Here is a 23736-nt window from a genome sequence, read left to right as displayed (position 1 = left end):
GCTCAGGAGACGATGAAATCGGGCGGCCGATTGAAGCAAAGGTCTTGCTGCGTCACCGGGTGCACGAATCCCAACTCGCTCGCGTGCAGCAACAGGCGCGGCGCACGCGCTTGCAGGGCTGCATCGCCGTACAGCGCATCACCGAGGATCGGATGGCCGATCGAGAGCAGGTGCACGCGCAGCTGATGCGAGCGGCCCGTCAGCGGCTCCAGCAGCACGTGGGTCGCGGCGGGCTCGCCGGGTAGCAGTGACACCGCCTTCCACCGCGTGACGCTGGGCTTGCCCGCAGGATCGATCTTCTGCAGTGGCCGGCGCGGCCAGTCGGCCATCAGCGGCGCGTCGATCAGCGACCAGTCTTCCCGCACCGGCATCGCGCCGTCGACGACGGCTTCATAGCGCTTGTGCACCCGCCGCTCGGCAAAGGCCGCGCTCAGCGCGCGCTGCATGGGGATGCCGCGTGCCATCACCACCAGCCCGCTCGTGCCCATGTCGAGGCGATGCACGATCAGCGCGTCGGGCCACTGCCGCATTGCGCGCGCGCTCAGGCAATCCTGCTTGTCCTCGCCGCGGCCGGGCACGCAGAGCAGGCCGGCGGGCTTGTCGAACACCAGCAGGTAGGGGTCTTCGTGGAGGGGGTGCAGGAGCGGCGGCGCGGTCATGGATGCCGCCGAGTGTAGAGAGCCCGTTGCAGGCCCGTTTTGGCCCTCTCATGCCGCGCTCATGAAGCCTCGGCTATCCTCGAACGAATGTCCGGCCCCGCCCCTGTTTCCGCTTCTTCCACCGACGCCGCAGCCATTCCCTCGGGCGCCGCGGTTTCTTCTCCCGGCTTTTCCGACCTGACGCGCGAGCGTCCGTTCATGCAGATGTGGACGGCGCGGCTGTTCGGCACCGCCGCCTCGCAGATGCTGCTGGTGGCCATCGGCTGGCATATGTACGAGCTCACCGGCAGCGCCTGGGACCTGGGCCTCGTGGGCCTCTACCAGTTCGTTCCCGCGCTGCTGCTGGCGCTGCTGGCCGGCCATGTCGTCGACCGCCACCATCGCGGGCGCATCGTGGCGGCCTGCTTCGCGGTGCAGGGACTGGTGGCGCTGGCGCTGCTGCTGGCGGTGCTGGAGAAGCACGACACGCGCGGCCTGCTGCTGGGGCTGTCGCTGGTGCTGGGCGCGGTGCGCGCCTTCCAGATGCCGGCACAGCAGGCGCTGACGCCGCTGCTGGTACCGCCCGCCATGCTGTCGCGCGCGATGGCCTTCAGCTCGGCCGGCATGCAGGGCGCGATCATCGGCGGGCCGGCCCTCGGCGGCCTGCTGTTCGTGGCGGGCATGGCGGTGGTCTACGGCGCCAGCGTGGCGTTCTTTGCGGTCGCCTGCGCGCTGGTTCTGCGGCTGCGCTATGCCTACACGCCGGCCGCGCGCGAACCGGTCACGCTGGCCACCGTGTTCGCGGGCGTCGATTTCATCTGGAAGCGCAAGCCCGTGCTCGGCGCAGTCTCGCTCGACCTGTTCGCGGTGCTGCTGGGCGGTGCGGTGGCGCTGCTGCCGATCTACGCCAAGGACATCCTGCACACGGGGCCCTGGGGGCTCGGCCTGCTGCGCAGCGCGCCGGCGGCGGGCGCGCTGGTGATGTCCATCGCGCTCACGCGCCGGCCGGTCGAGCGCAACGTGGGGCGCACGCTGCTGCTGGCCGTGGGGCTCTTCGGGGTGTGCATGGTGGTGTTCGGCATTTCGAAGAGCTTCGTCGTCTCGCTGATCGCGCTGGCGGTCTCGGGCGGCGCCGACATGGTCAACGTGGTGATCCGCCAGACGCTGGTGCAGCTCGAGACGCCCGACGCCATGCGCGGGCGGGTGAGCGCGGTCAACTCGATCTTCATCGGCGCGAGCAACCAGCTCGGCGAGTTCGAATCGGGCGCCACGGCGGCGCTGCTCGGACCGGTCGGCTCGGTGGTGGTGGGCGGCGTCGGGACGATGCTGGTCGCGCTGACGTGGTTCAAGCTGTTCCCGTCGCTGGCGCAGCGGGACCGGCTGGTGGTGGCGGCGCCTTCCGCCAGGCCTCCCCCGGCCTAATCCGCGAACAGGGCGCGAGCGCCGGGCACGTCGAGCGTCAGGTCGCCCAGCGCCTGTGCCACGCAAGGCAGGATCCAGCCCTCGGCCTTTTCCTCGGCGCTCAGGCCGGGCCATTCGATGGTGTGGCGGGTTTCGCCGGACAGCCGCCGGCAGATGCAGGTGCGGCAGGTGCCGTTGCGGCACGAGCTCGGCAGTTCGATGCCGGCTTCTTCGGCGGCCTTCAGGAGCGTGGTGGCGGTGTCGGTCTCGAAGTCGAGGCCCGAGGGCTCGAGTCGGACCTTCATGGTTGCGGCGGCGGTTCCTGTTGCTGCTGCTCGCGGCGTTGCTCGCGCAGCATGAAGAGGTACAGGCTCTCGACCTTCTCGCGCGCCCACGGCGTCTTGCGCAGGAACTTGAGGCTGGAACTCACGCTCGGGTCGAGCGTGAAGCAACGGATGGGTACGAGTTCGCTCAGGTGCTCCCATCCGTAGTAGTCGACCAGCGCCGTGACGATGGCTTCCAGCGTCAGCCCGTGCAACGGGTTGCGTGGCTGGGCCTTTTTGGCCGCGGGGGCTGGCGCTTGACCGGTCACTTGTTCTTGAGTTTGCCGCGGGGGATCACGGCGGTGGTGATCGTGCGCACGGGCTCGATGCCGCCGGTGCCCACAGGCTTGGGTGGCGAAGTGTCCTTCTTCGGTTTCTTCGCTTCCTTGGTGCTGCGTTGCTGACCCTTGGCCATGTCGAATTCTCCTGTTGTTGCGACGGATACAGCAGGCAGTTTAGCGGTGCGGCGACAATACGCGGTTCCATCCGATTTCCCGCATTCATGTCAGATTACGAAGTTCGCCCCGCCACCATGCGCGACGCCAAGGCCGTTGCCGAGGTCCACGCCCTGTCCGCCAAGGCCGCCTACGAAGGCATCCTCCCCGAAGAAGAGCTGCGCATGCTGGCCCCGGCCTCGCGCGAAGCCAAGTGGCGCGAAGCCATCGAATTCAGCGAACCCCAGGTGCACGTGGCCACGCTCGACGGCCAGATCGTCGGCTTCGTCGGCTTCGACCGCTCGCGTGACCCCAAGACGCCGCCCACCACCGGCGAGATCTGGGCGATCTACGTCAAGCCCGAGCATTGGGGCAAGGGCGTGGGCGTGGCCCTCTGGGACGCCGCGCGCGAAGGCCTGGAAGAAGAGGGCTGCACGACGGTCACCATCTGGGTGCCGATCCGCAACGATCGCGCCATGCGCTTCCACGAACTCGCCGGCTTCAAGCGCGAGATGAAGACCGCCAAGACCACCGCCCTGGGCACGGTGCGCGTCGAGGAAATCCGCCTCAAGCGCGACGTTTCCTGACATGGACGCCGGCGGCAGCACCCTCGGCCACGTCGCGCGCGTGCGATCGCACCAGCGCCGCACCGCCGCCGTGCAATGGATTCGCCGCACCCATGGCTGGTTCGGCCTGTGGGGCGCGGTGCTGGGGCTGCTGTTCGGTTTCAGCGGCATCTGGCTCAACCACCGCAACGTGCTGAAGCTGCCGCAGGCCCAGGAGCGCACGCGCGCCCAGCTGGCGCTGCCCGATCCGGTGCCGGCAACGCCCGAGGCGATGAGCCTGTGGCTGCAGGGGGCGCTGCGCATGAGCGGCCCGCCCAGCACCTCGCGCATCGAACCGGCCAAGCCCGTCGCCTGGGCCGACAAGAGTGACACGGGCGATAAGAGCGCCCCGGCGCTCATGCAGCCGGCCCACTGGGTGTTCAACTTCGGCGGCCCCAACGAGATCGTGCAGGCCGAGTACTGGCAGGGCAACCGCTCGGTCGGCGTCGCCACTACGCACAATGGTTTCGTTGCCACGCTTACCAACATGCACAAGGGCGGCAGCATGCCGCTGCCGTGGATCCTGCTGGTCGACACGCTGGCCGGCAGCCTGATCTTCCTGTCGATCTCGGGTGTGGCGCTGTGGATGCTTACGCACCGCCGCCGCCGCGTGGGCCTGGCGCTGTTCGGCGTGTCGCTGGCCGCGATGCTGGCCATTGCGCTCGGCGCTCTCTGATTCGCCGGCAAGCTCGCATGCCGGCTCCCGTTCAGGGCGCCCGCGTACGGTTATTGCAGGGGGCGGGTGGCGGCTGCGGATAAGCTCGCCGCTTCTTTTTCAGCCCTGATCTTGCCCCATGGCCACCAGCCTGCTCCTGCTTCTCGACGACATCGCGACCGTTCTCGACGACGTGTCGATCCTCACCAAGGTCGCCGCCAAGAAAACGGCCGGCGTGCTGGGCGACGACCTTGCGCTCAATGCGCAGCAGGTGTCCGGCGTCAAGGCCGAGCGCGAGATTCCGGTGGTCTGGGCCGTGTGCAAGGGCTCGTTCGTCAACAAGGCCATCCTCGTGCCCGCGGCGCTCGCCATCGGCACCTGGCTGCCGTGGCTGGTAACGCCGCTGCTGATGGTGGGCGGTGCGTTCCTGTGCTTCGAAGGTACCGAGAAGCTCGCGCACAAGTTTCTGCACAAGAAGGAGCACGAAGCCGACACCCAGCGCCACGAGAAGGCCGTTGCCGACGCCTCGGTCGACGTGGTCGCGATGGAGAAGGACAAGATCAAGGGCGCGGTGCGCACCGACTTCATTCTCTCGGCCGAGATCATCGCCATCACGCTGGGCACCGTGCAGGGCCAGCCTTTCACGACGCAGTTGACCGTGCTGGTCGGCATTGCGCTGATCATGACCATCGGCGTCTATGGCCTCGTGGCCGGCATCGTGAAGCTCGACGACGCGGGCCTCTACCTGAGCCAGCGCGCCAGCGCCGCATCGCGCGCCCTGGGCCGTGGCATCCTGGCTGCGGCACCCTGGCTCATGAAGGCGCTGTCGGTGGCCGGCACGGCCGCGATGTTCCTCGTGGGCGGCGGCATCCTGGTGCATGGCTTGCCGGCGCTGGGCCATGCGGTCGAGGGCTGGGCCACGGCCACGGGCGGCGTGTTCGGCACGCTGGGCTCGATGGGCGTGAACGCCGGCGTGGGCCTCGTGGCCGGCGCCATCGTGCTGGCCGTGGTGGAACTGGTCGGCAAGCTGCGCGGCAAGAAGGCCTGAGAGGCCAGGTTGTTGGCTACTGGCGCGGCTTGCCGCGCTTCACCAGCTCGACCGCGATCAACGCCACGCCCAGCACCACCGCGAACCAGCCGACCAGATAGGCCCCTGCCACCATCTCGAACCAGCGCGTGCCCTGCAGGAAGCGCGGCCCCAGCAGAACGGCGACGCCGATCACGAGGCAGAGGATGCCGCGCTCGAGCGTGCGGAGTTGTCGTTTGGGTTGCGCCATGGCTTTTTCGTGCGGGGGAGTGTGGATCGATCAGTGCGTCATTGTCCCGCGCATCGCGGCCGGATGGCCCTGCAGCGGAAACGACTTGCCCGTCGGGACCAGCGTGTCGCCATCGAGCCGCAGGATCGTGATGTCCTGGTCGATGAAGTTGCCCACGTAGAGGTACTTGCCGTCGGCGCTCCACACCGCGCCCTCGGGCAGGCCGCGCACCTCCACCTCATTGGCGCGCGTGACCTTCTTGCCGTCGATCTTCAGCAGGACCACCGAGCCGTTGCGGTTGTAGAAGTAAGCGCTCTTCGACGCATTGCTGCCGCGCAGGATCACCGCCACCGCATGCCTGCCGGTCGGGCTCACGGCGAGGCCTTCGGGGCCGTCGCCCACCACCACCTTGTCGGCCACGCGTGGCGGCGCGGCTTCGAGGTCGATCACGCTCACCGTGTCGACCTGGCCGTCGGAGGCGCCCGAGTTGCCGTTGTCGGCCGTGAGCGCGAGCTTGCCGTCGGGCGTCACGTCGACGTTGTAGGGCCACAGGCCGGCGGCGAGGTCGACCTTGTTGTAGCTGACCTTCTCGCCGTTCACGTCGAGCAGCGCGATCTTGTGGCTCGGAAACTTGGCAGCCAGCGCGCGCTTGCCATCGGGCGTGAAGCGCACGTGCGCCACCGAATCGCCCATGGCCACGGTGTCGATCAGCGTCACCTTCTTGCCCGCGATGCGCAGCACGCTCACCGAGTTGTCGGCGCGGTTAGCCACCAGCGCGAGGTTGCCCGCGCGGTTGATCGACAGGCCCGAGGGCTGCTTGCCGACCTGCAGCGTGTCGAGCAGCCTGGGCGGCGTGGTGGTCAGGTCGATCACGAAGAGGCGGTTGTCGGGTACCTGCCTGCGCGCGCCGTTCTCCTCGATCACGTTGAGCGAGTTGGCGACCAGCGCCAGCGTTTCGCCGGGCGTGATCGCGAGGTTGGTCGGCGGCCCGGCGATGGTGTTGTCCAGCTGCAGCGTGCCGAGCACCTTGGGCGCCAACGGGTCGGTGCCGATGTCGAGCACCTGCACCGTGTCGCGCCCCATCGGGCCGAGGGCCACGACACCGGCGTCGTTCCACGACTGCTTCTCGTCGTTGGCGACCAGCATCAGCTGGCGCTGCGGCACGGTGGGCGTCATGTTCGCGCAGCCGGCAAGCACTGCAAGGGCGGCGGCCAGGGCGGGGGCCGCGAGTGCGGCGGGGCGGAACTTCATGCTGTCTGTCTCCGGTGTTGTTGTGCGCGCATGGTAGCGAACGGCGCGGCTTCGCCGCCAGGCCCGCGCCCGGCACAATCGATCGATTCACTCCCCGGGGCCCACATGACCATCGAGATACCGAAGGAAGCGCGCCAGCAGGCCATCACCTCCATCGAGCGCTACTTCCGCGAGAACATGGAGGAGCCGATCGGCAACATCGCGGCCGGCGCGCTGCTCGGCTTCTTCCTCGAAGAGGTCGGCCCGCTTGTCTACAACAAGGCCGTGGCGGATGTGCAGGAGCGCCTGCAATCGCGCATCTCGGAGGTCGACCTCGAAGTGCACGAGGACGAATTCCAGTATTGGCGCAAGTACGACAAGCAGAAGAAGGGAAGGTAGGGCGTCGCGCCCGCGCATCGCCGTGCATTCAGAAGTGCTTCAAAACATTGCAGAATTCGAAGCCATGCATCTCCACCGCACTTTCCCACGTTCCGCGCTCACCTCCGCTCTGCGCGCCCTTGCCGCCTTGCCCCTCGTGCTGGCTGCGTCCCTCGCCACCGCGCAGCAGGAGCCGTCTGGCTTTCCGATGGATTCGGTCGGGTACCTGAACGAGGAGCTGCCCCGCATGGAAGCCGCCATCGCCGCGAGGGACCGCAGCTTCTTCCATGGCGCGATGATCCGCACGGTGCAGTTTTCGGAACGCTGGGGCTTCAAGGTCAAGGCCAATCCCGATCTCGCGGCCTACCCGATGTGCACGTCGGCGGTGATGGACTACGTGGTCGTCGGCATGTGCAGGCTCACGCCTTCCGACGAGTGCGAACCGGGGCTGGCCTCGCGCTTCGATGCCAATGTGCAGCGCTGCCGCGAAGCGGCCGCGAAAAAGTAGACGAAAGAAAGAGGCACCCGCCATGGACTACGCCCGCTACCAGACCCTCGCCATCACGCGCCGAGGTGCGAATGGCGCGGTGCTCGACATCCAGATGCGGGCCGCCAACGGCAAGCTGCCCACGGCGGGCCATGACGGCCACCGCGAGCTGGCCGAAATCTGGCGCGACGCATCGGCCGACGACAGCGTGCGCTGCGCGGTGCTGCGGGGCGAAGGCCAGGGCTTCTCGGGCGGCGGCGACCTCGCGATGGTGCAGGACATGACCACCGACGACGCGGTGCGCCAGCGCGTGTGGCGCGAGGCGCGCGACCTCGTCTACAACATCATCAATTGCGACAAGCCCATCGTCAGCGCCATGCACGGCCCGGCCGTGGGCGCGGGGCTGGTGGCGGGGCTGCTGGCCGACATTTCCATCGCCGCGAAGAACGCGAAGATCGTCGACGGCCACACGCGCCTGGGCGTGGCGGCGGGTGACCATGCGGCCATCGTCTGGCCGCTGCTGTGCGGCATGGCCAAGGCCAAGTACCACCTGCTGCTGTGCGAGCCGGTGAGCGGCGAGGAGGCCGAGCGCATCGGCCTCGTGTCGCTCGCGGTGGAGGAGTCCGACCTGCTGCCGCGCGCCTACGAGGTGGCCGACCGGCTCGCGGCCGGCAGCCAGAGCGCGATCCGCCTGACCAAGTACGCGCTGAACAACTGGCTGCGCCAGGCCGGGCCGACCTTCGATGCCTCGCTGGCGCTCGAATTCATGGGCTTCGCGGGCGCCGACGTGCGCGAGGGCGTGGCCTCACTGCGCGAACGGCGCGCGCCGGACTTCGGCTGACTGCTTCCATCAGGCAGCGTGCCGAACTCCAGGCACGGTGCGCGGTCCTCAGCCTGGAGGAAAGTCGACACCCGCCTCGCCCGCCTTCCAGGGCGCGTACTTGTGCATGGCGCGCTCGAACAGGTCCGAGACGGTCCAGTCCGACAGCCATGCCTGCAGGCGGGGCCAGGGCTGGGCATCGAACCATGCGGCGTCGACCATCGCGAACTGGCGCACGAAGGGCATGACGGCGGCGTCGGCCAGCGTGGCGTGGGCGCCGGCCAGATGCGGCGTGGCCGACAGCCTGGCTTCGAGGCCGCGCAGGAACTGGGCGCCGCGCTCGCGGGCGGGCTTCCCACCATCCGCATGCCGGTCGGGATATTTGTAGCGGTCGAGCTGGGGCTTGAAGTCGTCGTCGCAGGCGCCGACCAGCGCGAGCATGTCCTGCAGCGTGCCGGTGCCGGGCTGCAACCAGCGCCGCGGATCATTGCGGCGCAGGGCCCACAGCATCACATCGAGGCTTTGTTCCAGCACCGTACCGTCTTCGGTGAGCAGTACGGGCACCGTGCCCTTGGGCGAGGCCTGCAGCATCTCGGCGGGCTTGTTCTTCAGCACCACTTCGCGCAGCTCGCAAGGCTGGCCGCTCGCGACCAGCGCCAGGCGGGCGCGCATCGCGTAGGGGCAGCGGCGGAACGAATAGAGGACGGGGAGAGCGTTGGGCATGCGCGGCGTACAGGCGAAGCGGCCGATTTTCGGTGACCGTGCCCGGTCGCGTGCGGGCAGGTTTTTCCACACAATCGCCGCATGCCCGAACACCTTTTCCTCCGGCTCGACGACGACCCCTTGCACGGGCCTGAATCGAACCTGCCCGCCGGCACGCTACGCCCGCTGAAGGATTGCGTGGCGGTGGTCACCGGCGCGAGCCGCGGCGCGGGGCGCGGCATCGCGGTCGAATTGGGTGCGGCCGGCGCCACCGTGTACGTCACCGGGCGCAGCACGCGCGAAAGGCCCGCCGATACCTACGGCCAGTTGCTCGCCTTGTCGGACATGGCCGTGGCGCCCGGCAGCATAGACGACACCGCCGACGAGGTCACGCGCCAGGGCGGGCGCGGCATCGCGGTGCGATGCGACCACACGAACGAACAGGAAGTGGCTGCGCTCTTCGCCCGCGTGGAGCGCGAGGCAGGCCGCCTCGACCTGCTCGTGAACAACGCCTGGGGCGGCCACGAGACATTCACGGGCGTGTTCGACGCGCCGTTCTGGGAGCATCCCCTTGCCAACTGGGACGCGATGTTCGACCGCGGCGTGCGCAACCACCTCGTGGCGAGCCGCTGCGCCGCGCCGCTGATGGTGCGGCGCAAGAGGGGGCTGATCGTCACCACCACCTTCTGGGACCGCGGCCACTACCTGCGCGGCAATCTCTTCTACGACCTGGCCAAGGCGTCGATGACGCGGCTGGCCTTCGGCATCGCGCAGGAGCTGAAGCCGCACGGCGTGGCCTCGGTTGCCGTGTCCCCAGGCTGGATGCGCACCGAGTTCGTGCTCGCGGGCCACAAGACCGACGAGGCGCACTGGCAACAGCGGCCCGAGCTGGCGCGCACCGAATCGCCGCGCTACCTGGGGCGGGCGGTCGCGGCGCTGGCGGGCGATGCGAGGGTGCTGGAGAAAAGCGGCGAGGTGTTGCGCGTTGCCGACCTGGCGCGCGAGTACGGCTTCACCGACATCGATGGAAGGCAGGTCGCGGCTTTCGAGATGCAGGTAGGGCCGTAGGACAAGTTCGCGCCCGACCGGGGAAAAGCGCGTACCGGCAACGGCCTGCGCGCGGGTGCACCATGCACGTCAATCCCTTCAATCACCCCAGGAGGTGACCTGCCATGTCCGCCCCAGCCGAAGCCACCGAACTGGTATCCGCCAGCCGGCTTGCCCGTTCCAATTCCGTCCGGTTCCCGGGCGAAAGCGTCGCCTACCGGCGGGCTCGCACGGAACTCCTTGCCGAGGAGATCGATTTGCGCCGACGCATCGAACGCGTCGCGGAAATGCGCCGCGCACTGCCCCCGGGTGGCGAGGTGCCGCAAGACTACGAGTTTCAGGGAGCCGGTGGGCCGGTCAGGCTCTCCGAACTTTTCGGCGAGCACGGCACGCTCATCACCTACAACTGGATGTATGGCCCGGAACGTGAGCGTCCGTGCCCCATGTGCACCTCGCTGCTGAGCGCCTACGACGGCGAGATGCCCGACATCCTGCAGCGCGTGGCGTTCGCGGTCGTCGCGAGCTCGCCGATCGAGCGGATGACGGCTTTCGCCAGGGAGCGCGGCTGGCGGCACCTGCCGCTGTATTCATCGGCCGGCAACACCTTCAACCGCGATTACGCCGGCGAGATGCCCGAAAGCGGCGACAACCCGGCATTCAACGTGTTCCGGCGCGACGGCGGGACGATCCGCCACTTCTGGGGCGGCGAGATGGGCGCTGGAACCTCCGACCCCGGGCAGGACCCGCGCGGCGCGCCCGATGCGATGCCGATATGGAACCTGCTCGACATGACGCCCGAAGGGCGGGGGACCGACTGGTATCCCAAGCTGTCCTACTGAGCGATAGGGCCCCTCAGGGGGATAAAACGCAACATGGTTGCGTTGCTTCATATAATGCAATTCTGTTGCATATATGGAGACCGCCCCGATGGCCGACCGCCTTCCCGTCACCGTGCTCTCCGGCTTTCTCGGCGCCGGCAAGACGACGCTGCTCAACCACATCCTCCACAACCGCGAGGGCCGGCGCGTGGCGGTCATCGTCAACGACATGAGCGAGGTCAACATCGACGCTGCGCTCGTGCGCGACGGCGGCGCCCAGCTCTCGCGCACCGACGAGAAGCTGGTCGAGATGAGCAACGGATGCATCTGCTGCACCCTGCGCGAAGACCTGCTGCTCGAGGTCCATCGCCTCGCGAAGGAGGGCCGCTTCGACCAGCTCGTGATCGAGTCCACCGGCATCTCCGAGCCCCTGCCCGTGGCCGAGACCTTCACCTTCGCTGGCGAGGACGGCAAGAGCCTGGCCGACGTGGCGCGGCTCGACACCATGGTGACCGTGGTCGACGCCTTCAACTTCCTGCGCGACTACGGCTCGGCCGACAGCCTCGGCCAGCGGGGGCAGTCCCTCGGCGATGAAGACACGCGCACGGTGGTCGACTTGCTGATCGAGCAGATCGAGTTCTGCGACGTGCTGGTGGTCAACAAGACCGACCTCGTCACGCGCGAGGAGCGCGAGCGGCTGATGGCGATATTGCACAGGCTGAATCCGCGCGCGCGCATCGAGGTGTCGGAGTTCGGCCGCGTGGCGCTCGACCGCGTGCTCGACACCGGCCTGTTCGACTTCGGGCAGGCCGAGCAGGCGCCGGGCTGGCTGGCCGAGCTGCGCGGCGAGCACCTGCCGGAAACCGATGAATACGGCATCCGCAGCTTCGTGTACCGCTCGCGCATTCCGTTCCATCCCAAGCGGTTCTGGGAGCTGGTGCACAGCGAATGGGAAGGCGTGGTGCGCTCCAAGGGTTTCTTCTGGCTCGCGAGCCGCGCCACGCGCGCCGGCTCGTGGTCGCAGGCCGGCGGCGCCTGCCGCCATGGCGCGGCGGGTTTCTGGTGGGCGGCGGTGCCGCGCGAGCACTGGCCGACCGACCCTGACGCGCTGGAGCTGATCCGCAAGAACTGGGACTCGGCCACGGGCGACGCCCGGCAGGAGCTGGTGCTGATCGGCATCGGCATGGATGAGGAAGCGCTGCGCACCCGGCTCGATGCCTGCCTGCTCACGGAAGATGAAATGCGCTTCGGCGCCTCGTGGTGGCGGAACTTCCCGGACCCGTTCCCTTCGTGGAACGCGTGAAAAGCGCTATCGGGCGCAGTCGCCGCAGGTGCCGTGCAGCGTCAGCGCGGTGTGCCGCGTATCGATGCCCTGCTTGCGCAAGGCCCGGCCCAGCCGGCCCATCACCTTCGGAAGCTCGGGGTCGGACGGCAGCGCCAGCACCTTGTGGCACTGGTCGCATTCGAAGGTGTTGCCCGACTCGGCCTCCACGTGGCGCGAGAAACGATTGACTCGGTCGGCGCCGACGCGGCGGTCGCACAGGCCCGCCTCGACCAGTCGGTCGAGCACGCGGTAGACGGTGACGCGGTCGGGTGCTTCGCCTGTGGCCGCCGTATAGGCAGCGGCCACTTCCTCGTGCGTGAGCGGCTGCGAATTGTGTTCGAGCAGTTCGAGCACGGTCTGCGCAGCGCGGGTCACGCGCAGGCCGCTGCCGCGCAGCAGCATTTCGCTGTCGAACGGGGCGGCGGGACAGGGCTTCGGATGCGAGGTGGTGGTCTTCATATGCGAAACGCCATTGTGTTGCATTCCGCGGCGCCGCGGGCGGCGAAACGATGTGCAAGTCAGCCAACCGGCCGTATCGGCGCCTTCGGCCGGGCCCGAATGCGCTAAGGTCTGGCCATCCGCGTTCCTGAATACCTTTGTCCGACCATGTCCCGTCCTCCCATCGAGATCGAAACCGCCCCCAATCCCACCGCCACGGTGATCGTGATGCACGGCCTCGGCGCCGACGGCAACGATTTCGTGCCCATCGCCAACGAACTCGACCTCTCGCCCGTGGGCCCGGTGCGCTTCGTGTTCCCCAATGCGCCGGTCATGCCCGTGACCATCAACGGCGGCTACCGGATGCCGGCCTGGTACGACATCGCCTTGCCCGACCTGGCGGCGCAGGAGGACGAGGCCGGCCTGCGCCGCTCGCAGGCGACCATCGAAGCGATCATCTCGAATGAAAAGGCCCGCGGCATCGCCGCCAGCCGCATCGTGGTGGCCGGCTTCTCGCAAGGCTGCGCGATGGCGCTCATGACGGGCCTGCGCCACACCGAGCGCCTGGCCGGCATCGTCGGCCTCTCCGGCTACCTGCCGATCGCGGCCACCACGGCGGCCGAACGGCACGCAGCCAACCACGAAACGCCCGTGTTCCTTGCCCATGGCCGGCAGGACCCCGTGGTGCCCCTGGCCGCCGCGATGCGCTCGCGCGACGCGCTGGCCGCTCTGGGCCATGCTGTCGAGTGGCACGAATACACGATGGCGCACTCGGTGTGCATGGAAGAAATCGCCGACCTCAACAGCTTCCTGCTGCGGGTGCTCGGCCGAACCTTGTCGAAGGAGGCAACAAAATGATTCTGGTCATCGGACACGCCCTGGCAAAGCCCGACACCCTGCAGGCGATGCTCGCCATCAGCACCGAGCACGTGCTGCGCTCGCGTGCCGAGCCCGGCTGCATCTCGCACGAGGTCTCGACCGACGTGCAGGAGCCGCTGCGCCTGACTTTCGTGGAGCGGTGGAGCGACATGGCCGCGCTGCAGGCGCACTTCCGCGTGGATGCCTCGCGGGCTTTCGGCAAGGCGCTCGCGGCCATGGCCGACGGCACGCCGGAGATGCACGTCTACGAGTCGAGCGAGATCGACCTGTCGGCAGGCCGCGCCGGGGCCTGAGCTTCGTGCGCCATCCGAAGCTCGGCCTATGCAGAAAGCTATCAAAAACATAGCGAGCTACAGGGTAGCGGGGCGAGGGATTCCCTGCACGAGCAATGCCCGCGCGCCCGTGCTACCTTCCAGCCCCTCAGAAGATTGATGGGTATAACAATATGAGCAACAGATTGCAGGAGAGGCTGGTTGCACTTTCAGCCGCACGACTGAAGGGCATGCGGCGTGGCATCGAGAAGGAAAGCCTGCGCGCGCTGCCCGACGGCAAGCTCGCGCTGACGCCGCATCCGATCGCCCTGGGCTCGGCGCTCACGCATCCGCACATCACCACCGACTTCAGCGAATCGCAGCTCGAACTCATCACGGGCGTGCATGCGGGCGTCGAATCGGCGCTCGAGGAACTGACGCGGGTTCACCAGTTCACCTACCGCGTGCTCGACCAGCTCGGCGACGAGCGTCTCTGGGTGTCGAGCATGCCTTGCGGCCTGCCGACCGACGAGACGATTCCGATCGGCCGCTACGGCTCCTCGAACGTGGGCCGCGCCAAGAGCGTCTACCGCATGGGCCTGAGCCACCGTTACGGCCGGCGCATGCAGACCATCTCGGGCATCCACTACAACTGGTCGCTGCCCGACGTGTCGAGCGAACAGTACTTCGCGCTGATCCGCAATTTCCGTCGCCAGGCCTTTTTGCTGCTGTACCTGTTCGGCGCTTCGCCGGCCCTGTGTTCGAGCTTCGTGGCGGGCCGTCCGCACGAGCTGCAGCCGCTGGGTGACGGCAGCATGTTCATGCCGCACGGCACCTCGCTGCGCATGGGCCGCCTGGGCTACCAGAGCGATGCGCAGGCCTCGCTGGCCGTGAGCTACAACAGCCTCGAGGGCTACGCCGCCTCGCTACAGGACGCGCTCACGCGCCCGTGGCCGGCGTACGAAGCCATCGGCATCCGCAACCTCGGCGGCGACTACAACCAGCTCGGCACCAGCCTGTTGCAGATCGAGAACGAGTTCTACGGCACCATCCGCCCCAAGCGCGTGATCAACCCCGGCGAGCGCCCGCTGCATGCGCTGCGCGAGCGTGGTGTGGAGTACGTCGAAGTGCGCCTGATGGACCTCGACCCCTTCGAGACCGTCGGCATCAACGCGCAGACCATGCGCTTCATCGACGTGTTCCTGCTGCACTGCCTGTTGAGCGACAGCCCCAACGACACGCCGCAGGAAATCGCCGAGCTCGCGCAGAACCAGCACCTCACGGCCGCGCGCGGCCGCGAGCCGGGCCTGAAGCTGCTGCGCGGCGGGCGCGAGGTGGCGCTGGCCGACTGGGGCCTGGAGCTGGTCGAGCAGTGCCAGCCCATCGCCGCCGCGCTCGACGCGGCGCAGGGCGGCACGGCGCATGCCGACGCGGTGCGCGCCGCCAGGGCCGCGCTGCACAACCCCGACAGCCTGCCCTCGGCCCGCGTGCTCGCAGCCGTCGAGAAAGACCATGGCAACTCCTTCATCGGCTTCGTGCGCGCCCAGTCCGAGCAGACCCGCGCCACGCTGCTGGGGCTGCCGTTCCCGGCCGCGCAGCAAGCCGAATTCGAGCAGATGACGGCCGAGTCGCTGCAGGAGCAGAAGCGCATCGAGGCGGCCGACACCATGCCCTTCGAAATTTATCGCGAGCAGTACGTCTCGCCCGCGCGCCTGGGCGTGTCACGCGGCCGCATGGCCGTCGCCGCTTAGGACTTTGGTTCAGTCTTCGTTTCGAGCCCCTTCGCTTGACGACAGGGGGGGTGGCGGATGACCTACAGGCATTGACCCGCATTGCCCACCGCGTGCAAACGGGCCGGGGCGAAGATGGCCGCCATGCGGTTCAAGGCATATCTCGTCGAAGACAGCCCGGTGATCCGGGAGAACCTGGCCGGTTTTCTGGAAGACCTGGCCGAGGCACAAGTCGTGGCTTCCGCGAGCACCGAGCAGGAGGCCATCGACTGGCTGCGCCTGCACGGCTCCAAGGATGACTGGGACCTGACCATCATCGACCTGTTCCTCCAGCGCGGCAACGGGTTCGGCGTGATTCGCGCCTGCCGTCACCGGGCGCCGCACCAGAAGGTGGTCGTGCTCAGCAACTACGCCACCGCCGACATGCGCGAGCGTTCGCGCGCGCTGGGCGCCGATGCCTTCTTCGACAAATCGGCCGAACTCGACCAGCTGGTGGCCTTCTGCGAGAAGGTGCGCTCTCCCGGGTGACGCGCGCACGACTGGGGTCGTACGCCTTCTGGGGTAAAACGCCACGCTGCCGCCCGAGGCGGCGCCGAGCAACTCCCAGGAAAGCGACAGAGAGAAATGAGCAACAACAGCAGCATCGACTTCAAGGGCCGCGTGGCCATCGTGACCGGCGCGGGCGGCGGCCTCGGCCGCCAGCATGCGCTGGCGCTGGCCGCGCGCGGCGCGAGGGTAGTGGTCAACGACCTGGGCGGCGCGCGCGATGGCTCCGGCGGTTCGGTGAGTGCCGCGCAGGCGGTGGTCGACGAGATCAAGGCCGCGGGCGGCGAAGCTATTGCCAATGGCGCGTCCGTCACGGACTTCGAGGCGGTGCAGGCCATGGTCCAGCAGGCGGTCGATGCCTGGGGCCGCGTCGACATCCTGGTCAACAACGCCGGTATCCTGCGCGACAAGAGCTTCGCCAAGATGGAGCTGGCCGATTTCAAGCTGGTGGTCGACGTGCACCTGATGGGCGCAGTGAACTGCACCAAGGCCGTCTGGGCGCTCATGAACGAGCAGAAGTACGGCCGCATCGTGATGACCACCTCGTCGTCGGGCCTGTACGGCAACTTCGGCCAGAGCAACTACGGCGCGGCCAAGCTCGCGCTGGTGGGCCTGATGCAGACCTTGAGCATCGAAGGCGCGAAGAACGACATCCGCGTGAACTGCCTGGCGCCCACCGCCGCCACGCGCATGACCGAGGACCTGTTCCCCAAGGAAATGCTCGAGGCCTTCCGACCCGAGGCCGTGGTGCCCGCGATGCTGGTGCTGGCCGCGCAGGATGCGCCCAACCGCACCATCCTGTGCGCGGGCGCCGGCACCTTCGAGGCCGCGCACATCACGCTGACGCAGGGCGTCTGGCTGGGCATTGACGCCGACACGCCGGAGCAACTGGCGGCGCGCCTGTCGGAGGTCACGCAGCGCGAAGGCGAGGCCGTGCCACAGAGCGGTACCGCGCAGGGCGCGAACGAAGTCGCCAAGGGCATGGCGAACGCGAAGAGGGGCTGATCGACGCCCATGGTGTCCATGGCGCTTGACCTCGAGTGCACTCGAGCATTTCCAATGGATTTTCCGGAATCGCCGGTTCATTCAATCCAAGGAAATCAAGCCATGAACACGATCGACAACAAGGCCCTGGTCCAGCGCATCCACGACGAGCTGGACAAGGGCAACGGCCAGGCCTTCGTCGACAGCCTGGCGGACGACGCCAGCTGGAAGCTCGAAGGCACCACCCCGTGGTCGCGCACCTACCGGGGCAAGAAGGCGATCCGGGAGGAGCTGCTGAACCCGCTCTTCGCGCAATTCGCGGCGCCCTATGTGAGCAGGACCGAGCGCATCATCGCCGAGGGGGACCGCGTGGTGGTGCTGTTCAGCGGCGACGTGCCCACCAAGGCCGGCAAGCGCTACAACAACCACTATTGCTACGTCTACCGACTCGAAGGAGGCAAGGTGAAAGAGCTGACCGAGTACTTCGACACCGCACTGGTCCAGGAAGCGCTGCAGGCGCCCCCGGCCGCCGTTGCCGCCCATGCCGGCTGACGGCGGCACGCCTTTCCACATCGGCGAGCTGGCCACGCGCACCGGCCGCACGGTGCACGCCATCCGCTGGTACGAGACGCAGGGCCTGGTGCCCGGCGTGGCGCGCGACGAGGGCGGCCGGCGCCTCTACGTCGAGCTGCACGTCGGATGGCTCGACCTGATGGAGCGCCTGCGCCGCACCGGCATGTCGATTGCCGAGATGCGCGAATACACCGCGCTGGCAGTGCAGGGCAAGGTCACGCTGCGCCAGCGGCGCGACATGCTCGCCGCGCACCGGGAGCGCGTGACGCAGACCATTGCCGAGTGGAAGCGGGCGCTGTCGCTGGTCGACCGCAAGATCGGCTTCTACGACGAATGGATGGCCAGCGGCCGCCGCCCGCCGCTCGTTCCCGCCGAAACGCCCGGCCTGAAGCCGCCGAAGCGCAAGGGCAGGTGAGCGGACCTACTCGGCGATGAAGCCCGGGTCCGTGCGGATCGAGCCGCGGTCGCGGTGGTTGTGCAGGCGCCCCAGCGTGTTGTCCAGCAAGCGCTTGAGCTTGTCGGCCGCGCCGCGGAAGGCCTCGTCGAGGCTGGTAGCGTGCTGCGTCACCGCCAGCGGCTGGTGGTGCGCCAGGCGTGCCTCCATCACGCAGCACTTGTCGCCGCCGCCGGTCTTGTCGTGGTTCTCGTCGCTCAAGTGCACTTCGACGCGCGTCACGTCGTCGACGAAACGGCTCAGGTGCTGCTTGATCTCGGTGTCGGCCCAACGCTCCAGCGCGTCCTTGTTCGTGATGCCGTTGCTCGTGTTGACCTGGATCTGCATGCAATATTCCTGCTGGATAGATGGATGAACGAAGGCCCACTGTGCGCCCCCCTGTGCCCCGGCGTGCGTAGGCCTGTTCCCTACCCATGCGCCGGGCAGGGTCCGCAAAGCGGGCAACAGGGGTTCAGCTCTGGATGTACGTGGTCAGCTGCTCGATGGTGGCCTCGTGGTCCGAGATGATGTCGTCCATCAGGTCCTGGATGGAGATCATGCCGATCACCTTGTCGCCGTCGACCACCGGCAGGTGGCGGAACTTGCGCTGGCTCATCAGCGTCATGCAGGCGCGCGTGCGGGTCTGCGGGGTGACGGTCATCACGTCGGGCGTCATGATGTCGCGTACCTTCACTTCCTTCGAGTTCTTGCCCTGCAAGGCGACCTTGCGGGTGTAGTCGCGTTCGGACAGGAAGCCCACCAGCTTCTCGCCGTCCATCACCATCAGCGCGCCCACCTCGAAGCGCGCCAGGGTGGACAGCGCATCGAACACGCTGGTGTCGGGGGAGGTGCGCCATGCTGCGGAATCATGGCGCTTGAGCAGTTCGGAGACGGGTTTCATCGCAGGTAACTCCATCAAAGGGTTTCGATTCGACCGACGCTCGGGCGCCGCACTCGGTCAAATCATAGGGGCGATGACTGCCCCCGCGATGCAAACCCACTAGGGGATTGCGCGTGTTTGCAACGCACGCGCAATGCGAGAGGACTTAAGGCTGGGCGGGCGCTGCGGCCAGCACGCGGCTCAACGCCACGGGATCGCCCACCACCGTCTTCACGAGGCCCTTCTCGTCGAACTGCACCTGGAACTCCGACCAGCTGTCGCGCCAGTAGCGCCACACCGGTGCGTCGAGGCTGGGGTTCTCGCTGGCAACCGGATAGCCGATGGCCATCAGCACCTGCTCGCGCGTCATGCCGGGCATCACCTTCACGGCGAGGATGGCGTTGCGCACGGCGGGCGGGAAGGCCGCCATCTTCTGCTTCGGGTCTTCGGTCACCACATAGCGCTGCGCGAACGCAGGCAACGGGATGTTGCGGCTGTAGTCGTTCTTGATGCGCTGCGGCTTGCCGGCCAGATCCAGGTTGAACCAGCGGAAGTCGTACGCGGTGATGCGCGCCGGCGTGCCCACCGCGACGATGCTCGTGCCCTGCTCGTCGTAGTTGATGTCGCTGATCGAGTCGCCGTAGGTGCGCATGTTGCAGCACAGGTAGCCGTTGATCATGGGGCCGGGGGGAGGAGAAGGCCGCTGGGCATGGGCGACGGTGACGGTCGCGGGCACGACGATGGCTGCCAGCAAGGCGGCAGCGGCAAGGCGCTTGAACATGGATTTCCCTCGAAGTTGTTGGAGTGGCTGCGCGGGGCAGCGCGCGGATTCTAGGATCGAACAGGCCCGAAGCGAAGGCAGAATGCCCGCATCCAGCTATCGAAAGCGTAGCAACAAGGTCCCGTTCAGGTTCCCGGTTCACAATGCGCACCCGGCCCCCTTTCGGTGGCCACCCATTCCCAGACAGCGCGAAAGAAAGAGCCAACCGATGGCGATCCAGTGGTTCCCCGGTCACATGTATGCGACCCAGAAGGCCATCACCGAGCGGGTGAAGGACATCGACGTGGTCATCGAACTGCTCGATGCGCGCCTGCCCGGTTCCAGCGCCAACCCGATGCTGGCCGAGCTCACGGCCGGGCGGCCCACGCTGAAGGTGCTCAACAAGCAGGACCTGGCCGACCCCGTGCGCACCGCACTCTGGCTGGCGCACTACAACGCGCTGCCTGCCACGCGCGCCATCGGGCTCGATGCGAGCCAGACCACGCCCGCGCAACAACTGGTGAAGGCCTGCCATGAGCTTTCACCGAACCGCGGCGGCATGGCCAAGCCGATGCGCGTGCTGATCTGCGGCATTCCCAACGTGGGCAAGTCCACCCTCATCAACACGCTCACCGGCGGACGCAAGGCCAAGACCGGCGACGAGGCCGGCATCACCAAGCTCGAACAGCGCATCACGCTGGCCGACGACTTCTATCTGTGGGACACGCCCGGCATGCTGTGGCCGCGCATCATCGTGCCCAAGAGCGGCTACAACCTAGCGGCCAGCGGCGCGGTGGGGCGCAACGCCTTCGACGAGGAAGAGGTGGCGCTGGAGCTGCTCAACTACCTCAAGACGCACTACGCCGCGGGCGTGGCCGCGCGCTTCAAGCTCGTGGAGCTCGACACCGAGACCATGGCCGGCATGAAGGACGAGGCGCTGCTCGACACCATCGGCCGCAAGCGCGGCGCGCTGCTGGGCAAGGGCCGCGTCAACCTTCAGAAGGCAGCGGAGATCGTGATGCACGAGTTTCGCGCGGGCAACCTGGGGCGCATCACGCTCGAAACGCCGGAAGAGTTCACGCTGTGGCTGGCCGATGGCCAGCGTGCCGATGCCGAGCGCGCGGCGAAGAAGGCCGCGCGCAAGCACAAGCACAAGGGCAAGCCGAAGCCCGAGATCGCGCCCGAACAGGACGCCTGAGAGGCGCCCGACGCCCCGAGACTCGCCACTCCGGCGCGAAGAGCGCCGCTGTCGCCAATGCAATTGTTCACTGCCCCGCCCGTCACGCGCGTGACGGCGCCTGTCCTGCGTGGTTCGTAGAGTGGCCTGAACCGCTTCTCACACCCGCCCCCGCAAAGGACACGCCATGCTCGAAACCTTCAAGGCTCTCAACGAAACCGCATCCTTCAATCGCTGGGCCGGCATTGAGGCCACCCAGGCCGGCAACGGCGAGGCCGAGCTGCGCATGAAATGGCGCAAGGAAGACATGGGGCAGTACGCCGGCTTCCTCCACGCGGGGATGATCTCCGCACTGCTCGATACCGTGAGCGGCTACGCAGCCGCCTCGCTGGCCGGCCGCGTGATGACGTCGCACTTCTCGGTGAACTTCATGTCACCGGCCGTGGGTCAAGCCTTCGTGGCACGCGCGCGTGTGGCGAAGGCCGGGCGCAAGCAGGTGTTCGTTGCGTCCGAGCTTTATGCGCAACCCGAAGGCGGAGGCGACGATGCGCTCAAGCTCGTGGCGACGGGGAACGCCATCCTGGTTCCGGTGGAAGAGGCTGCGGCGAAGCCGGCTGCCTGAGCTTCAGCCCGAACAGCGGCCGAAGCCAGTTCACGCGGCGGATCAGACCGTCGGTCAGCGCCCAGCAGCCGAGCACCGTGAGCGCCACCAGCAGCGCGGGCTCCAGCACCGGGCCGAGCGCAAGCGGTGCCAGCGCGCTCGCGGCAGCGATGATCAGCGTCTGGTGCAGCACGTACCACGGGTACACCGACTCGTTGGCCCAGCGAAGCCAGGGCCATGGGCGGTTCAGGTGGCGGTGGGCATGGCCGAGGATGGCCGCGACGGCCAGCCACAGGTAGAGCATGCGCAGCGTGTCCATCGGCAGGCCGGACGCCGGGCCCTTCGCGCCGGCCCGCAGCGCGATGAAGGCGGCGATCACCGCGACCGCAAGCGTGAGCGACACCCGGCGCAGCCGCTCCAGTTCCCTCCACACGCCGGTGTCCACGCCCATCCAGTAGCCGTAGAGGAACATCGTGAAGTACAGGCTGTGCAGGTGGAAGTCGCGCACAAGGTTGTGCGTGGGGGGAAAGCGCGAGGCCAGCAGCGTGGTGAAGACGAGCAGCGGCACGGCAGGCAGCAACAGCAGTTTCCAGCCGCGCAGGCCGTTGAAGCCGCGTCGCAGCCACTGGCCGGCGGCGGAATTCCACAGCGGCAGTGTCAGCGCGACCAGCGCCGTGTAGGTGAACAGATAGGGCAGGTACCAGAGGTGGTTCCAGGTGATGCCGAACTCCGCGCCGTCGAAGGCCCGCTTCGGCCACGGTTCGGCCATCGACAGGTAGCGCAGCACGAAGGCACCGAAGCCCGGCGCGACCAGCCCGTTGGCCACCCCCTGCGCATAGGCCTGGTACGGCACGATCACCGCCATGCCGAAGGCCAGTGGCAGCATCAGCCGCAGCCCCCGGCTGCGCAGCAGGCCCCAGGTGCCCTGGCCCCGGCTCAGGAAGCCGAGCGACACGCCCGAGACCAGGAAGACGAGGTCCATGCGCCAGAGGTTCAGGACGCGCATCGGCCACTGCAGCCATTCGGCCGCGTGCGGGCTCTTCAGGTGCCAGGGCCAGTCGGCCACGTAGTACATGCCCACGTGATAGAGGATGACGAACAGGAAGGCCAGCGCGCGCAGGGCGTCGATGTCGTGGCGGCGATGGGCGGACGGGTCGGCGGCGGTGTTCATCGCAAGCTCCTCGAAGCAAAGAAGCCGCGATGCTCGGGCCCGTGTTCCCCGCGCGGCGCATCCGGGGGACGGATGCCCCCCGCTTTGTGACGAGCGGTGGTCTCGAGGGACGAAATTCACCGCCCCCAAAGGCCCGTTTTCGGGAGAATTCCGCCCCATGGGAGACCCACGCAGGAACCTCTACGAGCGCTACGAGCCGATCCGCCGTCCCGTGGAGGTGGCCTTCTGGATCGTGTTGATGACGCTGCAGGCCGTGTTCAGCACGATGGTCGCGATCGTCGACATGCGCGCGCGCGCCCTGCCGCGCGCCAACTGGGAGGTCGCGACCTGGGAAGGATCGAGCCACCTGGTGCTGTTGCTGCTGATCCCGGCGCTGGTCGCCGTCGAGCGCCGGCTGTCGCCGCTGGTGCGCGGGCACTGGGTGCGCTTCCTGGCCTGGCATGCGGTGGCGAGCGTGGCGTTCAGCGTGGTCCACGTGGTGGGCATGTTCGGGTTGCGCGCAGTCGTCTACGCGTTGGCCGGCGAACGCTACGAATTCGGCGGCTGGATCGACCAATGGGGCTACGAGTACCTGAAGGACGTGCGTGTGTACGCAAGCATCGTCTTCGGCATCTGGGCTTACCGGCTGTTCATGCTGCGGCTGCAGGGCGAGGCGCGGGTGCTCGATGCGCCGGAGGCTCCGGCGGAACAGGAGGGCGCCGCACCCGCCGAGCCCGAAGCCTTGTCGCCGCCCGTGCGCCCCGAGCGTTTCCTGGTGCGCAAGCTGCGCCGCGAATTCCTCATCGCCGCCACCGACATCGACTGGCTCCAGGCCGAGGGCAACTACGTCGGCCTGCACGTCAACGGCCATGACTACCTGCTGCGCGCCACGCTGACCGACTTCCTGGCGCAGCTCGACCCCGTCCGCTTCGTTCGGGTGCACCGAAGCCATGCGGTGAACCTGGGCCGCATCAAGGAAATCGAGCCGCTGGACGGCGGCGATGCCCGGCTGCACATGCACGACGGCACCACCGTGCCCTGCAGCCGCCGCCACCGGGACGCGTTGCGCGCCGGCGCGGGCTGATCCGGTGCGTGGCGGGCTCGTGGAAGTCCGTTTTGGTTCATTGCGCACCATCGAAGAGCCTTCGGGCACCATTTTTGCTTCATCGATCGACCGCTCCAGGTCATTCAGGTGCGACGCACCAATTCGAATCAA

At 68.0% G+C, this 23736-nt stretch carries 32 protein-coding genes; 20 read left to right on the top strand and 12 right to left on the bottom strand.

Going from position 1 to position 23736, the window contains the following annotated elements; all coding sequences use genetic code 11:
- Positions 1-2: 2 nt before the first annotated feature.
- Complete coding sequence (locus PMI12_RS15000; protein ID WP_007833934.1) at positions 3-659, bottom strand: RluA family pseudouridine synthase; 657 nt, start codon at positions 657-659, stop codon at positions 3-5.
- Between the two features lie 87 nt (positions 660-746).
- Here PMI12_RS15000 and PMI12_RS14995 point away from each other — a divergent pair, with 87 nt between their 5' ends.
- Entirely contained in the window at positions 747-2060 is a 1314-nt protein-coding gene (locus PMI12_RS14995; RefSeq protein ID WP_007833932.1) for an MFS transporter, read from the top strand.
- Here the strand turns inward: PMI12_RS14995 and PMI12_RS14990 are convergent.
- The 3 genes from PMI12_RS14990 to PMI12_RS29220 are packed head-to-tail and all read right to left on the bottom strand — an operon-like array spanning position 2057 to position 2777.
- Entirely contained in the window at positions 2057-2344 is a 288-nt protein-coding gene (locus PMI12_RS14990; RefSeq protein WP_007833930.1) for a 2Fe-2S iron-sulfur cluster-binding protein, read from the bottom strand. The genes PMI12_RS14995 and PMI12_RS14990 overlap by 4 nt on opposite strands.
- The gene (locus PMI12_RS14985) at positions 2341-2631 is read right to left on the bottom strand and encodes a VF530 family DNA-binding protein (protein WP_007833923.1); all 291 of its coding nucleotides are present in this window, start codon (positions 2629-2631) and stop codon (positions 2341-2343) included. Before PMI12_RS14985 ends, PMI12_RS14990 begins: the two co-directional genes overlap by 4 nt.
- Positions 2628-2777: a hypothetical protein gene (locus PMI12_RS29220; protein WP_007833921.1), complete on the bottom strand. Its 150-nt coding sequence runs from the start codon at positions 2775-2777 to the stop codon at positions 2628-2630. Before PMI12_RS29220 ends, PMI12_RS14985 begins: the two co-directional genes overlap by 4 nt.
- An 87-nt stretch (positions 2778-2864) precedes the next feature.
- Here PMI12_RS29220 and PMI12_RS14980 point away from each other — a divergent pair, with 87 nt between their 5' ends.
- The 3 genes from PMI12_RS14980 to PMI12_RS14970 all read left to right on the top strand — a co-directional run bounded on the left by PMI12_RS14980 (position 2865) and on the right by PMI12_RS14970 (position 5104).
- Positions 2865-3383, top strand: a complete 519-nt coding sequence (locus tag PMI12_RS14980) for a GNAT family N-acetyltransferase (RefSeq protein ID WP_042673438.1) — start codon at positions 2865-2867, stop codon at positions 3381-3383.
- 1 nt (position 3384) lies between these two features.
- Entirely contained in the window at positions 3385-4077 is a 693-nt protein-coding gene (locus tag PMI12_RS14975) for a PepSY-associated TM helix domain-containing protein (RefSeq protein WP_007833900.1), read from the top strand.
- A 118-nt stretch (positions 4078-4195) separates the two neighbouring features.
- Entirely contained in the window at positions 4196-5104 is a 909-nt protein-coding gene (locus PMI12_RS14970; RefSeq protein WP_007833898.1) for a DUF808 domain-containing protein, read from the top strand.
- Positions 5105-5120: 16 nt separating this feature from the next.
- Here the strand turns inward: PMI12_RS14970 and PMI12_RS14965 are convergent, their stop codons facing one another.
- Both PMI12_RS14965 and PMI12_RS14960 read right to left on the bottom strand, forming a co-directional pair.
- Positions 5121-5333, bottom strand: coding sequence for a hypothetical protein (locus PMI12_RS14965; RefSeq protein ID WP_007833897.1), 213 nt, complete (start codon positions 5331-5333; stop codon positions 5121-5123).
- Between the two features lie 30 nt (positions 5334-5363).
- A complete protein-coding gene (locus PMI12_RS14960; RefSeq protein WP_007833889.1) occupies positions 5364-6563 on the bottom strand; it encodes a lactonase family protein in 1200 nt (399 codons plus the stop codon).
- A 105-nt stretch (positions 6564-6668) separates the two neighbouring features.
- Between PMI12_RS14960 and PMI12_RS14955 the strand changes: the two genes are divergently transcribed.
- From PMI12_RS14955 to PMI12_RS14945, 3 genes are all read left to right on the top strand, one after another.
- Complete coding sequence (locus PMI12_RS14955; RefSeq protein WP_007833887.1) at positions 6669-6941, top strand: DUF2164 domain-containing protein; 273 nt, start codon at positions 6669-6671, stop codon at positions 6939-6941.
- A 64-nt stretch (positions 6942-7005) separates the two neighbouring features.
- On the top strand, positions 7006-7428 hold the full coding sequence (locus PMI12_RS14950) for a hypothetical protein (RefSeq protein ID WP_007833884.1): 423 nt from the start codon (positions 7006-7008) through the stop codon (positions 7426-7428).
- Positions 7429-7450: 22 nt separating this feature from the next.
- A complete protein-coding gene (locus PMI12_RS14945) occupies positions 7451-8248 on the top strand; it encodes an enoyl-CoA hydratase/isomerase family protein (protein ID WP_007833879.1) in 798 nt (265 codons plus the stop codon).
- A gap of 48 nt (positions 8249-8296) precedes the next feature.
- On the opposite strand, the gene PMI12_RS14940 is transcribed toward PMI12_RS14945, so the two are convergent.
- Complete coding sequence (locus tag PMI12_RS14940) at positions 8297-8950, bottom strand: glutathione S-transferase (protein WP_007833878.1); 654 nt, start codon at positions 8948-8950, stop codon at positions 8297-8299.
- A gap of 81 nt (positions 8951-9031) precedes the next feature.
- Between PMI12_RS14940 and PMI12_RS14935 the strand changes: the two genes are divergently transcribed.
- From PMI12_RS14935 to zigA, 3 genes are all read left to right on the top strand, one after another.
- Complete coding sequence (locus PMI12_RS14935) at positions 9032-9997, top strand: SDR family NAD(P)-dependent oxidoreductase (RefSeq protein WP_007833877.1); 966 nt, start codon at positions 9032-9034, stop codon at positions 9995-9997.
- Between the two features lie 104 nt (positions 9998-10101).
- Positions 10102-10815 carry a DUF899 family protein gene (locus PMI12_RS14930; RefSeq protein WP_007833875.1) on the top strand — a complete coding sequence of 238 codons (714 nt, stop codon included), beginning with the start codon at positions 10102-10104 and terminating at the stop codon, positions 10813-10815.
- 88 nt (positions 10816-10903) lie between these two features.
- Positions 10904-12097 carry a zinc metallochaperone GTPase ZigA gene (zigA, locus tag PMI12_RS14925; protein WP_007833873.1) on the top strand — a complete coding sequence of 398 codons (1194 nt, stop codon included), beginning with the start codon at positions 10904-10906 and terminating at the stop codon, positions 12095-12097.
- A 6-nt stretch (positions 12098-12103) separates the two neighbouring features.
- On the opposite strand, the gene PMI12_RS14920 is transcribed toward zigA, so the two are convergent.
- Positions 12104-12577: a Fur family transcriptional regulator gene (locus tag PMI12_RS14920; protein ID WP_007833871.1), complete on the bottom strand. Its 474-nt coding sequence runs from the start codon at positions 12575-12577 to the stop codon at positions 12104-12106.
- 147 nt (positions 12578-12724) lie between these two features.
- Between PMI12_RS14920 and PMI12_RS14915 the strand changes: the two genes are divergently transcribed.
- From PMI12_RS14915 to PMI12_RS14885, 7 genes are all read left to right on the top strand, one after another.
- A complete protein-coding gene (locus tag PMI12_RS14915) occupies positions 12725-13414 on the top strand; it encodes an alpha/beta hydrolase (protein ID WP_007833869.1) in 690 nt (229 codons plus the stop codon).
- Complete coding sequence (locus PMI12_RS14910) at positions 13411-13728, top strand: putative quinol monooxygenase (RefSeq protein ID WP_007833867.1); 318 nt, start codon at positions 13411-13413, stop codon at positions 13726-13728. Before PMI12_RS14915 ends, PMI12_RS14910 begins: the two co-directional genes overlap by 4 nt.
- A gap of 152 nt (positions 13729-13880) precedes the next feature.
- Positions 13881-15437 (top strand): glutamate--cysteine ligase, encoded by a 1557-nt coding sequence (gene gshA / locus PMI12_RS14905; protein WP_042673437.1) that lies wholly within the window; start codon positions 13881-13883, stop codon positions 15435-15437.
- 123 nt (positions 15438-15560) lie between these two features.
- Positions 15561-15944 carry a response regulator gene (locus PMI12_RS14900; RefSeq protein WP_042673450.1) on the top strand — a complete coding sequence of 128 codons (384 nt, stop codon included), beginning with the start codon at positions 15561-15563 and terminating at the stop codon, positions 15942-15944.
- A 96-nt stretch (positions 15945-16040) separates the two neighbouring features.
- Positions 16041-16967, top strand: a complete 927-nt coding sequence (locus PMI12_RS14895) for an SDR family NAD(P)-dependent oxidoreductase (protein WP_007833861.1) — start codon at positions 16041-16043, stop codon at positions 16965-16967.
- A 102-nt stretch (positions 16968-17069) separates the two neighbouring features.
- Positions 17070-17498 carry a nuclear transport factor 2 family protein gene (locus PMI12_RS14890; protein ID WP_007833859.1) on the top strand — a complete coding sequence of 143 codons (429 nt, stop codon included), beginning with the start codon at positions 17070-17072 and terminating at the stop codon, positions 17496-17498.
- Entirely contained in the window at positions 17488-17934 is a 447-nt protein-coding gene (locus PMI12_RS14885; RefSeq protein WP_007833858.1) for a MerR family transcriptional regulator, read from the top strand. Before PMI12_RS14890 ends, PMI12_RS14885 begins: the two co-directional genes overlap by 11 nt.
- 6 nt (positions 17935-17940) lie before the next feature.
- Here PMI12_RS14885 and PMI12_RS14880 read toward each other — a convergent pair whose 3' ends face one another.
- The 3 genes from PMI12_RS14880 to PMI12_RS14870 all read right to left on the bottom strand — a co-directional run bounded on the left by PMI12_RS14880 (position 17941) and on the right by PMI12_RS14870 (position 19613).
- Positions 17941-18300 carry an HPF/RaiA family ribosome-associated protein gene (locus tag PMI12_RS14880; RefSeq protein ID WP_007833857.1) on the bottom strand — a complete coding sequence of 120 codons (360 nt, stop codon included), beginning with the start codon at positions 18298-18300 and terminating at the stop codon, positions 17941-17943.
- A gap of 124 nt (positions 18301-18424) precedes the next feature.
- Positions 18425-18853: a CBS domain-containing protein gene (locus PMI12_RS14875; RefSeq protein WP_007833856.1), complete on the bottom strand. Its 429-nt coding sequence runs from the start codon at positions 18851-18853 to the stop codon at positions 18425-18427.
- A 145-nt stretch (positions 18854-18998) separates the two neighbouring features.
- Positions 18999-19613 (bottom strand): SmpA / OmlA family, encoded by a 615-nt coding sequence (locus tag PMI12_RS14870; RefSeq protein WP_007833854.1) that lies wholly within the window; start codon positions 19611-19613, stop codon positions 18999-19001.
- Positions 19614-19821: 208 nt separating this feature from the next.
- Here PMI12_RS14870 and ylqF point away from each other — a divergent pair, with 208 nt between their 5' ends.
- Entirely contained in the window at positions 19822-20790 is a 969-nt protein-coding gene (gene ylqF / locus PMI12_RS14865) for a ribosome biogenesis GTPase YlqF (RefSeq protein ID WP_007833851.1), read from the top strand.
- A gap of 166 nt (positions 20791-20956) precedes the next feature.
- The gene (locus PMI12_RS14860) at positions 20957-21391 is read left to right on the top strand and encodes a PaaI family thioesterase (RefSeq protein ID WP_007833850.1); all 435 of its coding nucleotides are present in this window, start codon (positions 20957-20959) and stop codon (positions 21389-21391) included.
- On the opposite strand, the gene PMI12_RS14855 is transcribed toward PMI12_RS14860, so the two are convergent.
- Positions 21321-22541 (bottom strand): acyltransferase family protein, encoded by a 1221-nt coding sequence (locus PMI12_RS14855; RefSeq protein ID WP_007833849.1) that lies wholly within the window; start codon positions 22539-22541, stop codon positions 21321-21323. The two genes, PMI12_RS14860 and PMI12_RS14855, sit on opposite strands and share 71 nt — an antisense overlap.
- Before the next feature lie 157 nt (positions 22542-22698).
- On the opposite strand from PMI12_RS14855, the gene PMI12_RS14850 reads away from it, so the two are divergent.
- Entirely contained in the window at positions 22699-23604 is a 906-nt protein-coding gene (locus tag PMI12_RS14850) for a LytTR family DNA-binding domain-containing protein (protein WP_007833848.1), read from the top strand.
- The last annotated feature ends 132 nt before the right edge of the window (positions 23605-23736 follow it).

Origin of the sequence: Variovorax sp. CF313, assembly GCF_000282635.1 — a bacterium.
Lineage (GTDB): Bacteria > Pseudomonadota > Gammaproteobacteria > Burkholderiales > Burkholderiaceae_C > Variovorax.
The sequence above is the reverse complement of the archived record's forward strand: the minus strand, read 5'-3'. Positions and strand labels throughout refer to the sequence as shown.

Bases quoted from the DNA above. Each gene is read 5' to 3' on its own strand.
- PMI12_RS14955 (WP_007833887.1), top strand. From the start codon at position 6,669: ATGACCATCGAGATACCGAAGGAAGCGCGCCAGCAGGCCATCACCTCC.
- PMI12_RS14930 (WP_007833875.1), top strand. From the start codon at position 10,102: ATGTCCGCCCCAGCCGAAGCCACCGAACTGGTATCCGCCAGCCGGCTT.
- PMI12_RS14920 (WP_007833871.1), bottom strand. From the start codon at position 12,577: ATGAAGACCACCACCTCGCATCCGAAGCCCTGTCCCGCCGCCCCGTTC.
- PMI12_RS14945 (WP_007833879.1), top strand. From the start codon at position 7,451: ATGGACTACGCCCGCTACCAGACCCTCGCCATCACGCGCCGAGGTGCG.
- PMI12_RS14980 (WP_042673438.1), top strand. From the start codon at position 2,865: ATGTCAGATTACGAAGTTCGCCCCGCCACCATGCGCGACGCCAAGGCC.
- PMI12_RS15000 (WP_007833934.1), bottom strand. From the start codon at position 659: ATGACCGCGCCGCCGCTCCTGCACCCCCTCCACGAAGACCCCTACCTG.
- PMI12_RS14850 (WP_007833848.1), top strand. From the start codon at position 22,699: ATGGGAGACCCACGCAGGAACCTCTACGAGCGCTACGAGCCGATCCGC.
- PMI12_RS14975 (WP_007833900.1), top strand. From the start codon at position 3,385: ATGGACGCCGGCGGCAGCACCCTCGGCCACGTCGCGCGCGTGCGATCG.
- PMI12_RS14860 (WP_007833850.1), top strand. From the start codon at position 20,957: ATGCTCGAAACCTTCAAGGCTCTCAACGAAACCGCATCCTTCAATCGC.
- PMI12_RS14940 (WP_007833878.1), bottom strand. From the start codon at position 8,950: ATGCCCAACGCTCTCCCCGTCCTCTATTCGTTCCGCCGCTGCCCCTAC.
- PMI12_RS14965 (WP_007833897.1), bottom strand. From the start codon at position 5,333: ATGGCGCAACCCAAACGACAACTCCGCACGCTCGAGCGCGGCATCCTC.
- PMI12_RS14970 (WP_007833898.1), top strand. From the start codon at position 4,196: ATGGCCACCAGCCTGCTCCTGCTTCTCGACGACATCGCGACCGTTCTC.
- zigA (WP_007833873.1), top strand. From the start codon at position 10,904: ATGGCCGACCGCCTTCCCGTCACCGTGCTCTCCGGCTTTCTCGGCGCC.
- PMI12_RS14950 (WP_007833884.1), top strand. From the start codon at position 7,006: ATGCATCTCCACCGCACTTTCCCACGTTCCGCGCTCACCTCCGCTCTG.
- PMI12_RS14990 (WP_007833930.1), bottom strand. From the start codon at position 2,344: ATGAAGGTCCGACTCGAGCCCTCGGGCCTCGACTTCGAGACCGACACC.
- PMI12_RS14885 (WP_007833858.1), top strand. From the start codon at position 17,488: ATGCCGGCTGACGGCGGCACGCCTTTCCACATCGGCGAGCTGGCCACG.
- gshA (WP_042673437.1), top strand. From the start codon at position 13,881: ATGAGCAACAGATTGCAGGAGAGGCTGGTTGCACTTTCAGCCGCACGA.
- PMI12_RS14895 (WP_007833861.1), top strand. From the start codon at position 16,041: ATGAGCAACAACAGCAGCATCGACTTCAAGGGCCGCGTGGCCATCGTG.
- PMI12_RS14890 (WP_007833859.1), top strand. From the start codon at position 17,070: ATGAACACGATCGACAACAAGGCCCTGGTCCAGCGCATCCACGACGAG.
- ylqF (WP_007833851.1), top strand. From the start codon at position 19,822: ATGGCGATCCAGTGGTTCCCCGGTCACATGTATGCGACCCAGAAGGCC.
- PMI12_RS14880 (WP_007833857.1), bottom strand. From the start codon at position 18,300: ATGCAGATCCAGGTCAACACGAGCAACGGCATCACGAACAAGGACGCG.
- PMI12_RS14995 (WP_007833932.1), top strand. From the start codon at position 747: ATGTCCGGCCCCGCCCCTGTTTCCGCTTCTTCCACCGACGCCGCAGCC.
- PMI12_RS14960 (WP_007833889.1), bottom strand. From the start codon at position 6,563: ATGAAGTTCCGCCCCGCCGCACTCGCGGCCCCCGCCCTGGCCGCCGCC.
- PMI12_RS14900 (WP_042673450.1), top strand. From the start codon at position 15,561: ATGCGGTTCAAGGCATATCTCGTCGAAGACAGCCCGGTGATCCGGGAG.
- PMI12_RS29220 (WP_007833921.1), bottom strand. From the start codon at position 2,777: ATGGCCAAGGGTCAGCAACGCAGCACCAAGGAAGCGAAGAAACCGAAG.
- PMI12_RS14855 (WP_007833849.1), bottom strand. From the start codon at position 22,541: ATGAACACCGCCGCCGACCCGTCCGCCCATCGCCGCCACGACATCGAC.
- PMI12_RS14870 (WP_007833854.1), bottom strand. From the start codon at position 19,613: ATGTTCAAGCGCCTTGCCGCTGCCGCCTTGCTGGCAGCCATCGTCGTG.
- PMI12_RS14915 (WP_007833869.1), top strand. From the start codon at position 12,725: ATGTCCCGTCCTCCCATCGAGATCGAAACCGCCCCCAATCCCACCGCC.
- PMI12_RS14910 (WP_007833867.1), top strand. From the start codon at position 13,411: ATGATTCTGGTCATCGGACACGCCCTGGCAAAGCCCGACACCCTGCAG.
- PMI12_RS14875 (WP_007833856.1), bottom strand. From the start codon at position 18,853: ATGAAACCCGTCTCCGAACTGCTCAAGCGCCATGATTCCGCAGCATGG.
- PMI12_RS14935 (WP_007833877.1), top strand. From the start codon at position 9,032: ATGCCCGAACACCTTTTCCTCCGGCTCGACGACGACCCCTTGCACGGG.